At 63.2% G+C, this 13,651-nt stretch carries 14 protein-coding genes; 3 read left to right on the top strand and 11 right to left on the bottom strand.

The annotated features are described in order from the left end of the window. Positions 1-234 precede the first annotated feature (234 nt). Genes THIDRDRAFT_RS10715 through THIDRDRAFT_RS10705 form a run of 3 tightly spaced genes read left to right on the top strand, consistent with a single transcriptional unit; the run spans position 235 to position 3,400 of the window. A complete protein-coding gene (locus tag THIDRDRAFT_RS10715) occupies positions 235-1,179 on the top strand; it encodes a transketolase (protein ID WP_007040858.1) in 945 nt (314 codons plus the stop codon). After that, complete coding sequence (locus THIDRDRAFT_RS10710) at positions 1,179-2,186, top strand: transketolase family protein (protein ID WP_007040857.1); 1,008 nt, start codon at positions 1,179-1,181, stop codon at positions 2,184-2,186. The genes THIDRDRAFT_RS10715 and THIDRDRAFT_RS10710 overlap by 1 nt, the downstream gene beginning before the upstream one ends. A gap of 44 nt (positions 2,187-2,230) precedes the next feature. After that, entirely contained in the window at positions 2,231-3,400 is a 1,170-nt protein-coding gene (locus tag THIDRDRAFT_RS10705) for a RuBisCO large subunit C-terminal-like domain-containing protein (RefSeq protein WP_007040856.1), read from the top strand. Here the strand turns inward: THIDRDRAFT_RS10705 and THIDRDRAFT_RS10700 are convergent. From THIDRDRAFT_RS10700 to THIDRDRAFT_RS10650, 11 genes are all read right to left on the bottom strand, one after another. Then, entirely contained in the window at positions 3,364-4,038 is a 675-nt protein-coding gene (locus tag THIDRDRAFT_RS10700; RefSeq protein WP_007040855.1) for a DUF599 domain-containing protein, read from the bottom strand. The two genes, THIDRDRAFT_RS10705 and THIDRDRAFT_RS10700, sit on opposite strands and share 37 nt — an antisense overlap. Positions 4,039-4,147: 109 nt before the next feature. Then, positions 4,148-4,975: a bifunctional DNA-formamidopyrimidine glycosylase/DNA-(apurinic or apyrimidinic site) lyase gene (gene mutM, locus THIDRDRAFT_RS10695; RefSeq protein WP_007040854.1), complete on the bottom strand. Its 828-nt coding sequence runs from the start codon at positions 4,973-4,975 to the stop codon at positions 4,148-4,150. 8 nt (positions 4,976-4,983) lie between these two features. Next, positions 4,984-6,120: a hypothetical protein gene (locus tag THIDRDRAFT_RS10690; RefSeq protein ID WP_007040853.1), complete on the bottom strand. Its 1,137-nt coding sequence runs from the start codon at positions 6,118-6,120 to the stop codon at positions 4,984-4,986. After that, positions 6,117-7,490, bottom strand: a complete 1,374-nt coding sequence (locus tag THIDRDRAFT_RS10685; RefSeq protein ID WP_007040852.1) for a GldG family protein — start codon at positions 7,488-7,490, stop codon at positions 6,117-6,119. The genes THIDRDRAFT_RS10690 and THIDRDRAFT_RS10685 overlap by 4 nt, the downstream gene beginning before the upstream one ends. Then, positions 7,487-8,224, bottom strand: coding sequence for an ABC transporter permease (locus THIDRDRAFT_RS10680; RefSeq protein ID WP_007040851.1), 738 nt, complete (start codon positions 8,222-8,224; stop codon positions 7,487-7,489). Before THIDRDRAFT_RS10680 ends, THIDRDRAFT_RS10685 begins: the two co-directional genes overlap by 4 nt. Beyond that, positions 8,221-9,072, bottom strand: coding sequence for an ABC transporter ATP-binding protein (locus tag THIDRDRAFT_RS10675; RefSeq protein WP_245535820.1), 852 nt, complete (start codon positions 9,070-9,072; stop codon positions 8,221-8,223). The genes THIDRDRAFT_RS10680 and THIDRDRAFT_RS10675 overlap by 4 nt, the downstream gene beginning before the upstream one ends. Before the next feature lie 275 nt (positions 9,073-9,347). Beyond that, positions 9,348-9,566, bottom strand: coding sequence for a FeoC-like transcriptional regulator (locus THIDRDRAFT_RS10670; protein ID WP_007040849.1), 219 nt, complete (start codon positions 9,564-9,566; stop codon positions 9,348-9,350). 9 nt (positions 9,567-9,575) lie between these two features. Next, a complete protein-coding gene (gene feoB / locus THIDRDRAFT_RS10665; RefSeq protein WP_007040848.1) occupies positions 9,576-11,942 on the bottom strand; it encodes a Fe(2+) transporter permease subunit FeoB in 2,367 nt (788 codons plus the stop codon). Positions 11,943-11,944: 2 nt separating this feature from the next. Further along, positions 11,945-12,172 (bottom strand): FeoA family protein, encoded by a 228-nt coding sequence (locus THIDRDRAFT_RS10660; RefSeq protein ID WP_007040847.1) that lies wholly within the window; start codon positions 12,170-12,172, stop codon positions 11,945-11,947. Beyond that, positions 12,169-12,504 carry a FeoA family protein gene (locus tag THIDRDRAFT_RS10655; RefSeq protein WP_007040846.1) on the bottom strand — a complete coding sequence of 112 codons (336 nt, stop codon included), beginning with the start codon at positions 12,502-12,504 and terminating at the stop codon, positions 12,169-12,171. Before THIDRDRAFT_RS10655 ends, THIDRDRAFT_RS10660 begins: the two co-directional genes overlap by 4 nt. A gap of 222 nt (positions 12,505-12,726) precedes the next feature. Next, on the bottom strand, positions 12,727-13,596 hold the full coding sequence (locus THIDRDRAFT_RS10650; RefSeq protein ID WP_007040845.1) for an NAD(P)-dependent oxidoreductase: 870 nt from the start codon (positions 13,594-13,596) through the stop codon (positions 12,727-12,729). Positions 13,597-13,651: the final 55 nt, after the last annotated feature.

Below are 13,651 nucleotides of genomic sequence, written 5' to 3'. Positions count from 1 at the left end.
GGGTTCGACTCTTACGAGTAGCGTTTCAGAGATCGTCTATCGATCCCCTTCTGTCTCAAGACGCCTCGCCGCATGAGGGGCGCCGCACCGCGATCGTCATCTCTCCTTCAACTCTTGAGTGTATAAACCCATATTCGCCTGCTTTTAGGTCTCTTGGCGTTGAGATGAGCGTTTTGGGAGATCGCGCAATCATTGCGTTCGCAGATCCCTTTCTCCGCCCCAGAGACGCGATTCATGGCACGAGCCTGCTCCCAAGCCCCCGACGTTTGTACCCGCGAGCGAATCCAATCGGTCGCGGATGCCGTGCGTCGACGGGTGCTCGAACATACCCTGACCAATAACGGCGGCTATCTCAGCCAGGCCTGTTCCTCGGCCGAGATTCTCGCGACCCTCTATCTTCGGGTCATGCGGTTGGGGATGAGCACGGCCCCGTCGATCCCTCGTTCCTTTCCTGGCGTGCCTGGCGCGGACAATCCAGATGCCTTCACTGGGGCCGGTTACAACGGTCCGAAGGGGGCGGATCTGGATCGATTCATCTTTTCGCCCGTTCACTATGCCCTGGTGCTCTATTCGGTTCTGATCGAGCTGGGTCGTCTGGGTCCGAATGCCCTCGATGAATTCAATCGGGACGGGAGCACGGTCGAGCTGATCGGTGCCGAGCATTCGCCCGGTCACGAGGTGACGGCTGGATCCCTGGCCCAGGCGATCAGCCAGGCCGGAGGCATCGCTCTCGCCCGCCGACTGCGTGGCGATTCGGGTCGCGTCTGGGTCTTCATGTCGGATGGCGAATTCCAGGAGGGCCAGACCTGGGAGGCATTCGCCGCCCTCGCCTATCATCGTCTCGGAAACCTTGGGGTCTATGTCGACGCCAACGCCCAGCAGTGCGATGGACCCCTGGATTTGGTCATGAACATTGAGCCGCTCGCCGATCGGCTCCGTGCCTTCGGGGCGGAGGTGCATGAGGTAGATGGTCACGATCCGGACGCGCTCGCCGCGCCGGCCGAGTCGGTTGAGGTTCGGGATCGGCCGCTGGTGGTGATCGCCCGCACGGATCCGTGCCGGGGTATCGAGCGCTTGCGCGAACGCGCCCCCAAACTGCATTACGTCCGCTTCAAGAGCGAGCAGGAATTCGCTACATATCAGACTCTTTTGAACGAGATGCGCGAGGAGGGGCTGTGATGGAAACGGTACAACGCCCTCACCGCGAGAATCTCGTCCGCTGGGCCGCCAGTCGCCCCGAGGTCCTGGTCCTGTCCGCCGATCTCACCGCCTCCTGCGAGGCCGACGGCTTTCGTGACGCCAATCCCGACCGCTTCTTCTCCATGGGGATGGCCGAGCAGAATATGATGGGCTTCGCTGCCGGCTTGGCGCGCGAGGGCTTTTTTCCCTACATCCATACCTTCGCTGTCTTCATCACCCGCCGGCCGTTCGATCAGGTCGCCATGTCGATCGCCTATCCCAATCTCCCGGTGCGGCTGATCGGATTCCTACCCGGAATCACCACGGCTGGCGGCGTCACCCATCAAGCGATCGACGACATCGCCCTGATGCGGATCCTGCCCAACATGACGGTGATCGAATGCGGCGACGCCACCGAGGTCGAATCGGTCCTCGATGTCGCCCAGTCCGTGAATGGCCCGGTCTATGTGCGCATGTTGCGCGGCGAGGTTCCCAGGCTCTTCGATGCCAGGGAGCCCCTGGTGCTCGGTCGCTCGCGTCTCTTGAGCGAGGGCGGCGATCTGGCCGTCATCTCCAGCGGTATCTGTACCGAGGAGGCCCTGCGCGCGGTCCAGGTGCTGCGTCGACAGGGGCTTGCGATTCGGCATCTGCACGTCTCCACGCTCAAGCCCTTCACCGACCCCTTGGTCGAGCAGGTCATCGCCGAGGCGCGGCTCGGCGTCATCGCGATGGAAAACCACGGCATCATCGGCGGGCTGGGTTCCGCCGTCGCCGAGCTGATGGCCGAGAAGGGGCTGGGCAAGCGTCTGATCCGGCTCGGTCTGCGCGATACCTATGCCCACGGGGCGAGCCGGCAGTATCTGATGCGCGAATACGGCCTCGACGCCATGGCCCTGGTGCGTGCTGCGGAGACGTTGAGCGGCATCCGGTTCGAGCTGACCGAGGAGAATCTGAGCGCGGTGCGTCTGGAGACCATGCGCCAGGTCGACAAGACCGAGGATCTCTGATCACTCAACCGGGATCCGACTCCATCAGAGACGAGGTGTATCGCATGATTCCAGATCGGCCGCTCGATCTCGGCGGGGAGCGTTTCGAGGTCGTCTACCAGCTCGCCTGTCCCGCTGATGAGGTCGAGGTCCGCGCTCGCGACATCTGTGTCGAGCAAACGATCGAGTTTCCCGAGTCGTTGGTGTCAGATCCCCATATCCTGGACGGCATCGTCGGACAGATTCGTTCGATCGAACCGCTGGATCGCGGGCGCTTCGAGGTGGTCATCGCCTATCCGGTCGAGGCGGCCGGGTCCGAGCTGACCCAGTTCATCAACCTGCTCTTCGGCAACGTCAGCCTCAAACCGGGCGTGCGTCTGGTGGGCTTCGATCTTTCCGATACGCTTGCCGCACTCTATCCCGGACCGCGTTTCGGCCGGACTGGATTGCGCCGTCTGCTCGATGTGCCGGATGGACCGCTGCTCTGTACGGCGATCAAACCGATGGGGCTCGGGCCGCGCGCGTTGGCGGATCTCGCCTATCGGTTGGCTCTGGGTGGCATGCATCTCATCAAGGACGACCATGGCCTCACCGACCAGGGCTTCTGTCGCTTCGAGGAACGGGTGTCCTTGTGTGCCGAGGCGGTGGTGCGTGCCAATCGCGAGACCGGTCGGACCTGTCTCTATCTGGCGAACGTCACCGCGCCGGTCGGCGAGATCGAGCGTCGTGCCCGCTTCGCCAAGGATGCGGAGGTCGGCGGCTTGCTGTTCTGCCCTGGACTTGCCGGTTTCGATGCCATGCGTTCACTGGCCGCCGATGAGGGGCTGTGTCTACCCATCCTCAGTCATCCGGCCTTTCAGGGCAGCTTCTGTCTGCATCCGGACACTGGGCTGTCGCATGGCGTGCTGTTCGGCCAGCTCAATCGATTGGCCGGCGCCGATGCCACCATCTTTCCCACCTGGGGCGGGCGTTTCTCCTTCACCCAAGATGAGTGTCTGGACCTGATCGACGGCACGGTCCGTCCGATGGGGACGGCAAGGCCGATCTTTCCGGTTCCGGCGGGCGGGATGCGGCTGGATCGCGTGTCCCAGATGTGCGCGTTCTATGGCTCGGATGTCAGTTTGCTCATCGGGGGCGATCTACAGGCCCATGGCGGAGATCTGGTCGCGAGCTGCCGACGGTTCGTCGAGTTGGCCCGTCACTCGTTCGAGTCCGGTGCGATGCGGTCGATGTAATAGAGCGCGACGATCAGAATGATGCTGGAGATGGTCATGAGATGTGGACCGAACAGCCAGAAGACCAAGGGGATGGCGAGATAGTAGGTCCGCATGCCGATGCTGTAGAAGCGACCCGCACGATTGAGATGATTGGCCACCTGCTCCGGGTTGATGCCTGGTGGCCGCAGGTCCGGCGGGACCGAGATCTGGAAGCCGACGTGGTTGTAGAGCCGCACGGACATGCCAAAGCTGAAGAAGGCCACGATGAAGTCGATCAGCAGGGCCATGAGCTTGGTCGCGCGCAGTCCGGGATGATTGGAGCCGAAGGCGTTCAGCGCGTGCCAATTCTCCGCGATCTTGTCGGCTTCTTCGCTGAGACTCAGCACGCCCATCGCCAGGATGATGGCGGTCGAGGCGAAGAAGGTCGCCGCCATCGTCGAATTACGCAGCGTCTGAACCCCGAGGATCTGCAGGCCGGGCTCGCCCATGATGTGATGGACCCAGGCGGTGCGGGCCTGCCGATTGACGCTTTGGATGGTGCAGCGCGGATTGCGCCGAACGCACCAGTTGAGTGCGATGTGATATCCGGCCACGATGGCCAGGCCGGTGCCGACCCACAGAAGATCGCCGCCGTATTCGTTCCACCATACGTTCATGTCGTCGAGTTCCGGTCGGGCCGTCCGGCGTGGACGGCGATGTCTGAATCACCCGATTTGGGTCTGGATACGTCCTGGTTCCAGATGAGGGCGATCTTCAGAAATGGCCTCAGTGCTGGCATCGGTCGCAGAAAAAGCTCGATCGCTGTCCGATTCGGACCTGGCGGATCGTGGCGCCACAGACCTTGCACGGCTCCCCTGCCCGGCCGTAGACCCGGAGCGATTGGGCGAAATAGCCGGGACGTCCGTCCTCCCGGACAAAATCCCGCAGCGTCGTTCCGCCCTCTTCGATCGACGCCAGAAGCAGCGCGCGAATCACCTCGGCGAGACGCCGATAGCGCTCCAGCTCGATTGTGTTGCAGGGACTGGCGGGAAGGATACCCGCCAGGAACAGCGATTCGTTGGCATAGATGTTCCCCACGCCAACGACCACGGCGGCATCCATGATGAAGGATTTGACGGCGACTCGCCGCTTTCGACTCGATCGGTAGAGATGATCGCCATCGAATGTGGGGGCCAGTGGTTCCGGTCCCAGGTCGCGCAGTAGCCGATGTTCGGCCTTCAGCGTATCCGGCGTGTCGGGCGTCCAGAGAAAGATCCCGAACCTGCGCGGATCGTGGAAGCGCAGACAGCGCCCATCGGTCAGGATCAGGTCCAGATGATCGTGGCGTTTCGGCGGGCTCTCGGCTGGAACGACCCGCAGGCTTCCGGACATTCCGAGATGGACGAGCAGTGTGCCGTGTTCGAGCTGGATCAGCAGATATTTGCTGCGCCGCGAGAGCCCGAGAATCGACTGGCCGCCAACCCGGTCCGCCATCTCGGGCGGGATCGGCAGACGCAGCCGGGTCTCGCGGACCAGCAGACGTTCGATACGTCGCCCTTCCAGGTGCGGGCGAATGCCACGTAAGGTGGTCTCGACCTCGGGGAGTTCGGGCATTGAATCGGTTACTGTCCCCGCAGGTCGGAAGCGGAAGGCTCCTCGAATTGTGGGTCGGGCGCGAAGGGATCCTGTCCGACACCATAGTCAGCTGCCGAGCCGGGCGAGGAGAGACCGCGCGATCTCGAACGGGGCCGCACCACCGGCGGAGCCTCTCCGTGCGGTGTCAGCCGGACCTCCGGTGGGGCTCCGAGCTGGATGTCGCCCGGAACGATCGCGTCCGGGTCGGCGGTCGGGGCGTAGAGTCCCTCGGATTTGGGCATGGGCACCACCGGATCGCCCTCCTCCTGAATCGGGGCGAAGATCTCCTCCGGATCGATCGGCACCTCGTCCTCTGGCCCGAAGTCATCCGGCAGTGCCTCGGGCGACGCCGGGGCTGGATCGACCGCTGTCGGGTTCTCGGGTAGGTCCGGTGCCGATCTCATGAGATAGAGCAGATGCTGATCCGGTCTGCCCCAGAGTTTGAGGTCCGGGGAGACCAGGAAATTCAGTGCGTCGCCATTCTCGACCTTCACTTCCACCGGTATGCCGTTGAAGCTGGCGGGCAGCGGTTCCACTCGCTCTGCGGTCAAGGATTCCAAGTTGCTCAGGGCCTTTGCCGCGAGAGGGATGCCGGCGATCCGTCCGAAGACGGGCGCGGAGCCGTGCGGCAGCAACCGGCGAGACACATAGGCGGTCACCGGTGCGATCAGAGCGGGATAGAATTGATCGTTGATGAGGCTCACGATCCCATCGGCCGAGACGTATCGGTGTTGTCCGAGCGGATCGATCCCGCCGAAGGCCAATTCCAGGGTGTCCAGTCTCAGACGCAGTCGTGTCGTGTCCAGTCCCAGCTCTCCGAGCGCGGCAGCGTCCTCCGGGAAGCTCCGATAGACGGGGGCCGACAGGAGTCCGAGCAGGCGCTCGACCTGGGCCGGCTCGGCATCGATCTGCAGCGGCTCTTCCATCCGCCAGCCGTACCCGCTGCGTCCGAGTCGGATCAACGGATCCCCGTCGCGCGCGATCTCGATCAGTTGAAGGTTCGATGCGATCAGGTCCGTGAGTCTGGAACCGGACTCGGTCCGAGTCAGTTCGTCATGGACGCGAATCCCGAGTGCGATCACCGCAAGCGTCAGGATGAAATTGACCAGCCAGCGCCCCTTCATCGTCCCCTCCAGCGATACCAACGTATCGAGAATCCAGCGGCCACGAAGAGTCCAGGCAGAAGGATGAGAGACCCGACTCCGATCAGCATGCGCTCGGCCGAAGTCAGTTCCAGGGCCTCTGCCGCCTTAGGCGGTGGCGGCAGTTCGAGCAAAGGCTCGTCACCGCTCAGCCACTGGAAGAGCCTCATTCCCAGCGCGCGATTGCCGTGACTGCCGATCTGGGCGTTGCTCAGGAAGTCGCCGTCGCCGACGACCAGAACCCGTTGCTGCTGATCGGATCCGGGCAGATTGCGCGTCAGTCCCAGGACCACGGCGAGCGGTCCGGCCTGCTCGCCGACCACCTCGTCGCGAATGATCTTGCCTTCCAGTTGGCCCGTCTCGTTCCAGCTCTGGCTGCCGGTCGAGAGAAAGGTCGAGAGCGTCCAGCCTGGGGCGGCCTTGGCCTCGAAGGCCAGACAGCCCGGTAGAAGTGCCGGCGTGCTGAGTCCCTCGGCGAGAGAATCCGAGGGATAGTCTGCGATCACGGCCACGGCTGGCGTCTCCACGCCCATCATCGAGGCGTCCGCATCGACGACCACGCCGGGCAGGATGGACAGCCCCAGTTGGGACGCCAATGGCTGGAGTCCGTTCAGCGGGCCTGGATCCATCAGCCAGAGGAGGTTTCCTCCGCGATCCAGATAGCGCATCAGGCTCTCAATCTCGCCTGGAAAGAGTGCGATGGTTGGGTCCGAGAGCACCACGAGACGGGTGTTGTGCGGGATCTCGGGGATGGTCGCCAGATCCAGCGGGCGGGCGAGAAAGCCCTGTTCCCGCAGTTCCTGACCCAGGCGTCCCAGGTCCGTGCCGCTACCGCCCTGGATGGACCGTTCGCCATGTCCCTCGATCACCGCGACCCAGGGCGAGCGGGTCTCGGTGAGGCGTGCGATCGCGCCCGAGATGGACCGTTCGTTCAGTTCCTTCAGCGTCTCGCGCCGTCCCTGATATTCGAGAAGGATCTGACCGACCAGTGTGATCTCGGCATCGCGCGCCCGCTCGGGGAACAGCTGCGGATCTAGATAGGAGATCCGCATGTCCGGCAGGGCCTGACGGTAGCGCGACAGCAGACGGTCGATGGCCTTGCCGAGCGGTGTTTCCTCGGGCGAGAAGACGGTTACGCGCAGCGGGCCGTCCAGACGTTCCAGGATCGCCAGACTCTGCGTGGTTAGGCTGTTGACGGCCGACTGGGTCCAGTCCCAGTAATGATCGTGGCGTGCGACCAACCAGCCGGATCCGATCGTCAGCGTCAGAAGCAGCAGGGCGAAGGTCAGATCGGCCAGTGCCCATTCCAGCCGTTGCAGCCGACTCCAGATCTGTTGGGTAAGTTGCTTCATTGCAGACGAAGGTTGGCGAGCCGACGGTGCGTCAGGGCGAGAAAGAAGACTGTGAAGAGCCCGAAATAGGCCAGGTCGCTCGCCCGTATGGCGCCGAGCAGGAACCAGAACAGATGCTCATTCCAGGATAGCCAGCCGAACAGCGACACGCTCTGGTTGCCGATGGACTCGGCGCGTCCGATCACCGAGAGCAGCAGCAGCAGACCGAATCCGATCAGGACCGATGCACCCGGCTGGGTGGTGAGACTGGATCCATAGAGTCCGATGGCGCAGAACATGGCGGCGGCCAGCCAGAGCCCCAGCGTCGCGGCGGCCAGATGGCCCACATCCAGATCCGCGATGCCGCTCAGCATGACCAGATTCACCGCTGGCAGCAGGCAGAGCGGCGTGATCAGCAACAGCAACCCCAGAAACTTGCCGATGACGGCCTCGCCCAGCCGAACCGGCGATGCGCCGATCAGCTCGAAGTTGCCTTCGCGGAATTCGGCGCTCAGCATCCGCATCGCGAGCAAGGGCGCGGCGAGCATGGCGACGATGGCCGCAAAGCCGAACAGATTGAGCGCGAGTTCCTGTGTCAGGCTGGCCACCCGCTCGTCGGCCGAGAGACCGGTGAAATCCTCAATGACCTTCAGATAGATCCAGGCGAGCACGATCTGTCCCGCACCCAACAGCACCCATAAGAGTGGCGTGACCAGTCCGCTACGGACCTCGCGACCGGCGATTGATCCGATCATGTCCGCTCCTCCACGCCGATCAGGTCGAAGAAGACCCGCTCCAGATCGCTGTGTTCGGGCACGAATTCAAGCAGCCCGAGCCCGGCCATGACGATGGAGCGCGACAGGTCGGACGGGTTGCCCAGCGCGTCGAGTGCGATTCGGTAGCGGTCGCCTCCGATCGCCTCGGCGCTCAAAACGTGCGGCAGGATCAGCAACGTACTCGCGTCCGAAGTGGGCGTGAGCCGAACGCGCCACTGGTTGCTTCCGGGCGGCGAGTAGAGGCTGGCGTCGAACTGGATGCGGCCCTGGTGCATGATGATCGCCCGGTCGCAAACGGCCTGCACCTCGGCGAGCAGGTGACTGGAGAGGATCACCCCGCATTCCTGGGCCAGGTTGCGGATGAGGGTGCGCAACTCACGCATCTGAAAGGGATCCAGTCCTTCGGTCGGTTCGTCCAGGATCAGCAGCTTTGGGCGATGGAGGATGGCCTGGGCGATCCCGAGTCGCTGTCGAAATCCCTTGGACAGTTTGGCGATCAGTCGATGCCCGCAGTCGTCCAGGCCACAGCGACGCTTCGCCTCGGCAACCGCTTCCGGGATGTGCCGTCGCGGCAGGCGATGGAGCCGGGCGCAGAAGTGCAGATATTCGTCGACGCGTAGTTCGGAATGGAGCGGAGGGCGCTCGGGCAGATAGCCCAGCAGTCGTTTCGCCTTCAGTGGATGCCGGGAGAGGTCGATGCCCTTGATCTCGATGCGGCCGTGGGTGGGCGCGAGCATCCCTGACAGCATCCGCAGGCAGGTGGTCTTGCCGGCGCCGTTCGGCCCGAGCAAGCCCAGCACCTCTCCGGTGTCCAGGCAGAAGTTCACGTCGGAAAGTGCCTGCTGGCTTCCGAATCGTCTGGAAAGATCGGTGACGCGAACGAGGGTGTCCATGGGCACGGGAAGATAACCGGTCCGAGCTCGCTTGCCAAACCCGATGGAAGGGAGTGCCAGATAGCGCTGGATGAACTGGAGTGAATGGCCGTCCTTGGCCGAGTCGAGTCGATACGCGTGGGACGATCGGATTTCGATCGATGATTAGGGCTGCTTCGATTTCGACCTGGGTGTCGCATAAGGCGACACCCGCTTGCTGGTCGAGGGCGTCAACCGACCCACTCGTAGATTTCGATCGAGGCCGGGTCGCAACTGCAACAGCCGCTACAGGGCGTGTTGGAGGGAAGCTTACGGATGCGCCCCTTACGCTCCAGTGTCTGGAGCATTCCGCGCAGGGCCTCGGGCTCCGAGTCGAACCGATGCGATAGGTCGCGCAGTGCGGCCCGCCCGTTGTCTTGCAGATAGCGAGAGAGTTCTGAAACGATCATGAATGCACCTCAACCAGTCTCATGCGCCAGGCCACGGCTCTGGAGGTCGCGTCGCGACCACCAGCGCATCGTCGCTACGCTTCCGATGAAGACCGCCAGCATGATACCGATCCAGGTTGCTGAACTCGCCGGATCGCGCGAGAAGATCGCAGCCTGGTAGAAGATGGTCGCGCTGACGTAGCCGAGTCCGGTGGTCCAGGCCGCCGCGAACAGCGTCCAACCCGGCGAGGTTTCGCGATAGATGGCCGCGATGGCCGCCACGCAGGGCGCGTACAGCAGAATGAAGAGCAGATAGGCGAAGGCCCCGGCCGCTCCGTCGAATCGAGCCGCCATGGCGCCGAAGGTGGTGGTGGTCACCGCTTGCTCCTCGGCAGCGAGTTCCTGATTATCGACATCGCCGATGTTGAGTCCGAGCGGATCCGACCAGCCGCCCAGTGCGTCGCTCAGGTTCGCCGGAATGGTCGAAACAGCCTCCGAAAGGCCAGCGGACATGTCATAGGCGACTTCCTGCGTATCTTCGGCCACTGCCCCCGCTTCTGCCTCCGGGGTCTCCTCTTGAGCGCCCAGGGCCGAGTAGGTCGCGTCGAGCGTGCCCACCACCGCCTCCTTGGCCAGGATGCCGGTGAAGATACCGACCGTCGCTGGCCAGTTCTCCTCGTTCAGCCCCATGGGTCCGAAGGCGGGTGCGATCGTGCGTCCGATTTCCGCGAGCATGGAGTGGTCGCTGTCCTCGTTGCCGAAGGTTCCGTCGGTTCCCAGACTGTTGAGCACGTTGATCACCAGAACCATGGGTACGATGACTCGGCCTGCGCGGACCACGAAGCCCTTGGTGCGATCCCAGGTGCGCAGAACGACGCCCTTGATGGTCGGCAGATGGTAGGGCGGAAGCTCCATCACGAAGGGCGCGGCCTGTCCTTCGAGCAGGGTGCGCTTGAGGATGAATCCGGTCAGCACGGCCGCCGCGATGCCGATCAGATAGAGCCCGAAGACAATGTTCTGACCGCCGGTCGCGAAGAATGCGGCGGCGAAGAGCGCGTAGACGGGCAGTCGCGCGCCGCAGGACATGAAGGGTGCCATCAAGACCGTCAGGATGCGATCGCGCTGATTCTCCAGCGTGCGCGCGGCCATGATGGCCGGCACGTTGCAGCCGAACCCGACCAGGAGCGGTACGAAGGACTTGCCCGGCAGACCGATGGTGCGCATGAAGCGATCGACGACGAAGGCTGCTCGCGCCATGTAGCCCGAATCCTCCAGGACCGACATGAAGAGATAGAGGAAGGCGATGATGGGAATGAAGGTCGCGACCACCTGGATGCCGCCGCCAATCCCGTTGGCGACGCCGATGACGAACCATTCGGGCGCTCGGGCTGCGGTCAGGAAGGCGGCGGTGCCGTCCACGAAAATGGTTCCGGCCGCGATGTCGAAGAAGTCGATGAAGGCACCACCAATGTTGATGGTGAACATGAACATCAGATACATGACGAACAGGAAGATGGGGATGCCAACCATGCGGTTGAGCATCACCCGGTCCAGCCGATCCGACAGCGTTCTGGAGACCTGCCCCGTCTGGGTTACGCAGGACTGAGTCACTTCATGGGCGTAGCCGTAGCGCCCGTCTGCGAAGAGGATGTCCGCATCCTCCGCTTCGTCGCCGAGCAGTGCGCAGATTTCCTCGCGTTCGATCCTGTCCCCGACCAACTGGATCGCGAGGTCGTCGCCTTCGATCAGGCGCGAGACGAGCCAACGCGTCGGATCGCCCTGCGCCTCGGCGATCGGCTTGACTCTGGATTCGAGCGCGGCGATCGCATCCTCCAGCTTCTGGCCGTAGGTCACGGGTGCGGGGAGCGTCCACTGGCCGTTCGTCACCGCCTGCGCTGCGTCCAATAGGGTTTGGCGCAGCTCTTTGATCCCCTTGCCGTTGGCCGCGACCACCGGAACGACGGGACAGCCGAGTCGGCTCGAGAGCCGTTCGACATCAAGTGTCTGACCGCGCTCTTCGGCGACGTCCATCATGTTGAGCGCGACGACGATGGGTCGACCCATCTCGATCAACTGGGTCGTGAGATAGAGGTTACGCTCCAGATTCGCCGCATCCAGGATGTTCAGGATCAGATCCGCCTCGCGGGCATGGACGAAGTCCCGAGCGATCCGCTCATCGAGCGAGACCGCGTGGTCGGATACGTCCAGCGAGTAGGTTCCGGGCAGGTCGACCAGTTCGAAGTCGGCATCGCCGAACCGATAGCGGCCGATCTTGCGCTCCACCGTCACGCCCGGCCAGTTGCCAACGCGCTGTTTGGAGCCGGTCAGGGCATTGAAAAGGGTCGTCTTACCGCAGTTGGGGTTGCCGACGACGCCGATCGTATAGCTGCTCTTCATCGTCAGATTCGCTCCATTTGCAGGACGGCGGCCTCAGTGCGCCGTAGGCTGACCGAGGTTCCTCGCACCCGGATCTCGAGCGGATCGCCCAGCGGCGCGACCCGCATCACCTCCAGCGTTACGCCCGGGGTGATGCCCATGGAGAGGAGCTTGCGTCGATAGGCGCCCCCGCCGGCCTGAAAGCCGAGAACGCGACCAGTGTCGCCAACCGTGAATTCTTGAAGTGTCATCGTTGTCCACCGATCGCTGTCACAAGGATTTTCGTCGCCATTCCTCCGCCGAGCGCGATGCGGATTTCGCCTCGCGCAACGACCAGCCCGCCGCCCTGGCGCTGGATGATCCGCAGTTCGGTTCCCTGATTCAGACCCAATTCGGTCAGGCGCATGACCAAGCCCTTGCCGCCCAACAGCGACTGAATCCGCACTTGTTCCCCGTCGCTCGCCATCATCAGCGGGAACGGTTTGTCGACATCGGTTCGGGCAGGGCTACTCGGAGTGGTTAGGGTGTCTCTCGATACATCCGTGTCGAGGTCATTGATGTGGAGAGCGATGGATTGACTCATGGGGGCGGCGCATCGTGGACCTAATGTAAACAAGAAGGATTCTTATTATATAATGCGCCATACGCAAATGCAAATACTACTCAATAAGTTAGCGTGGTTGATGGGTCGCTCCCACGGGGGTATTAGGAGCGACGGTGCGTCAGGGGCATTGAGAGCAGGGGCCTGCGGGTGCGGGCCGATCAAGAGGGAGATTGGAGGCGGATATGTCGTCGGCTTGACCTGTCAATCCGCGCTCGGATTGCAGATTGCCTCGTAGAGGGCCGAGTAGTCCAGGTCCTCGCATCCCAGTTCCTCGGCTTGGATGCAGGCGGATTCGATGGCGGAGGTCAGGCGGGTGTCGAGTTTGTTCTCTTTAGCGACCTGGCCGAAGAGCCGGACGTCCTTGTGCAGATGTTTGAGTGTGAAGTTGGCGGAGCGGTAGTCGTGGTTCAGGTATTTGTCGAGCTTCTTGTCGAAGGTCTTGGCGTAGAGCACGCTCGTGCGCAGCAGTCTCATGAACTGCTCGACATCGATATTCTCCTGGCGCACGAGCGCGAGACTGAGCGAGAAGGTCACGGTCAGGCCGGCAATCAGTTGATTCATCGCCAGCTTCATGGCGGCGCCCTGCCCCAGATCGCCGATCCGTTGCGGGTCGCGGCTTAGGTCCTTGAAGACGGGCTCGCACTGCTCGAAGAGGTCCGGGTCGCCGCCGGCCATGAGGATCAGGTTACCCTCGCGCGCCTCCGGCAGGCTGCCGAGCACCGGTGCCTCCATATATTCGGCACCCAGACTGGCAAGGTGCGCGCCGATGTCGCGGCTCTCGCGCGGCGAGATGGTTCCCATCTGGACGATCAGACGTCCGTGGAGTTGATCGGCCTCTGTGCCGACGAAGAGCGTGCTGCGGATGGCTTCGGCATCGCTCAACAAGAGGAGGGTCAAATCGGTTCCGGTGATTGCCAACTCCGGCCGATCGACGAGCATCAGACCACGGCGACGGGCCGCCTCGGCGCCTTTTTGTCCACGGTTCCAGCAGAGGACCTCCCGCCCCTGACGTTTGAGCCGCAGCGCGATTTCGGATCCCAATAGCCCCATTCCCAATACGGCGGTTCTCATCGCATGGACTCCTGTGTGTTTGCGGCCTCCAGTGACCGATGTCGAATTCGTCGTC

The sequence above is a fragment of the Thiorhodococcus drewsii AZ1 genome (assembly GCF_000224065.1).
Lineage (GTDB): Bacteria > Pseudomonadota > Gammaproteobacteria > Chromatiales > Chromatiaceae > Imhoffiella > Imhoffiella drewsii.
Note: the sequence above shows the minus strand (reverse complement) of the source record. Positions and strands in the feature narration are given on the sequence as shown.

Bases quoted from the DNA above. Each gene is read 5' to 3' on its own strand.
- THIDRDRAFT_RS10650 (WP_007040845.1), bottom strand. From the start codon at position 13,596: ATGAGAACCGCCGTATTGGGAATGGGGCTATTGGGATCCGAAATCGCG.
- THIDRDRAFT_RS10710 (WP_007040857.1), top strand. From the start codon at position 1,179: ATGGAAACGGTACAACGCCCTCACCGCGAGAATCTCGTCCGCTGGGCC.
- mutM (WP_007040854.1), bottom strand. From the start codon at position 4,975: ATGCCCGAACTCCCCGAGGTCGAGACCACCTTACGTGGCATTCGCCCG.
- THIDRDRAFT_RS10705 (WP_007040856.1), top strand. From the start codon at position 2,231: ATGATTCCAGATCGGCCGCTCGATCTCGGCGGGGAGCGTTTCGAGGTC.
- THIDRDRAFT_RS10680 (WP_007040851.1), bottom strand. From the start codon at position 8,224: ATGATCGGATCAATCGCCGGTCGCGAGGTCCGTAGCGGACTGGTCACG.
- THIDRDRAFT_RS10715 (WP_007040858.1), top strand. From the start codon at position 235: ATGGCACGAGCCTGCTCCCAAGCCCCCGACGTTTGTACCCGCGAGCGA.
- THIDRDRAFT_RS10660 (WP_007040847.1), bottom strand. From the start codon at position 12,172: ATGACACTTCAAGAATTCACGGTTGGCGACACTGGTCGCGTTCTCGGC.
- THIDRDRAFT_RS10655 (WP_007040846.1), bottom strand. From the start codon at position 12,504: ATGAGTCAATCCATCGCTCTCCACATCAATGACCTCGACACGGATGTA.
- THIDRDRAFT_RS10700 (WP_007040855.1), bottom strand. From the start codon at position 4,038: ATGAACGTATGGTGGAACGAATACGGCGGCGATCTTCTGTGGGTCGGC.
- feoB (WP_007040848.1), bottom strand. From the start codon at position 11,942: ATGAAGAGCAGCTATACGATCGGCGTCGTCGGCAACCCCAACTGCGGT.
- THIDRDRAFT_RS10670 (WP_007040849.1), bottom strand. From the start codon at position 9,566: ATGATCGTTTCAGAACTCTCTCGCTATCTGCAAGACAACGGGCGGGCC.
- THIDRDRAFT_RS10690 (WP_007040853.1), bottom strand. From the start codon at position 6,120: ATGAAGGGGCGCTGGCTGGTCAATTTCATCCTGACGCTTGCGGTGATC.
- THIDRDRAFT_RS10685 (WP_007040852.1), bottom strand. From the start codon at position 7,490: ATGAAGCAACTTACCCAACAGATCTGGAGTCGGCTGCAACGGCTGGAA.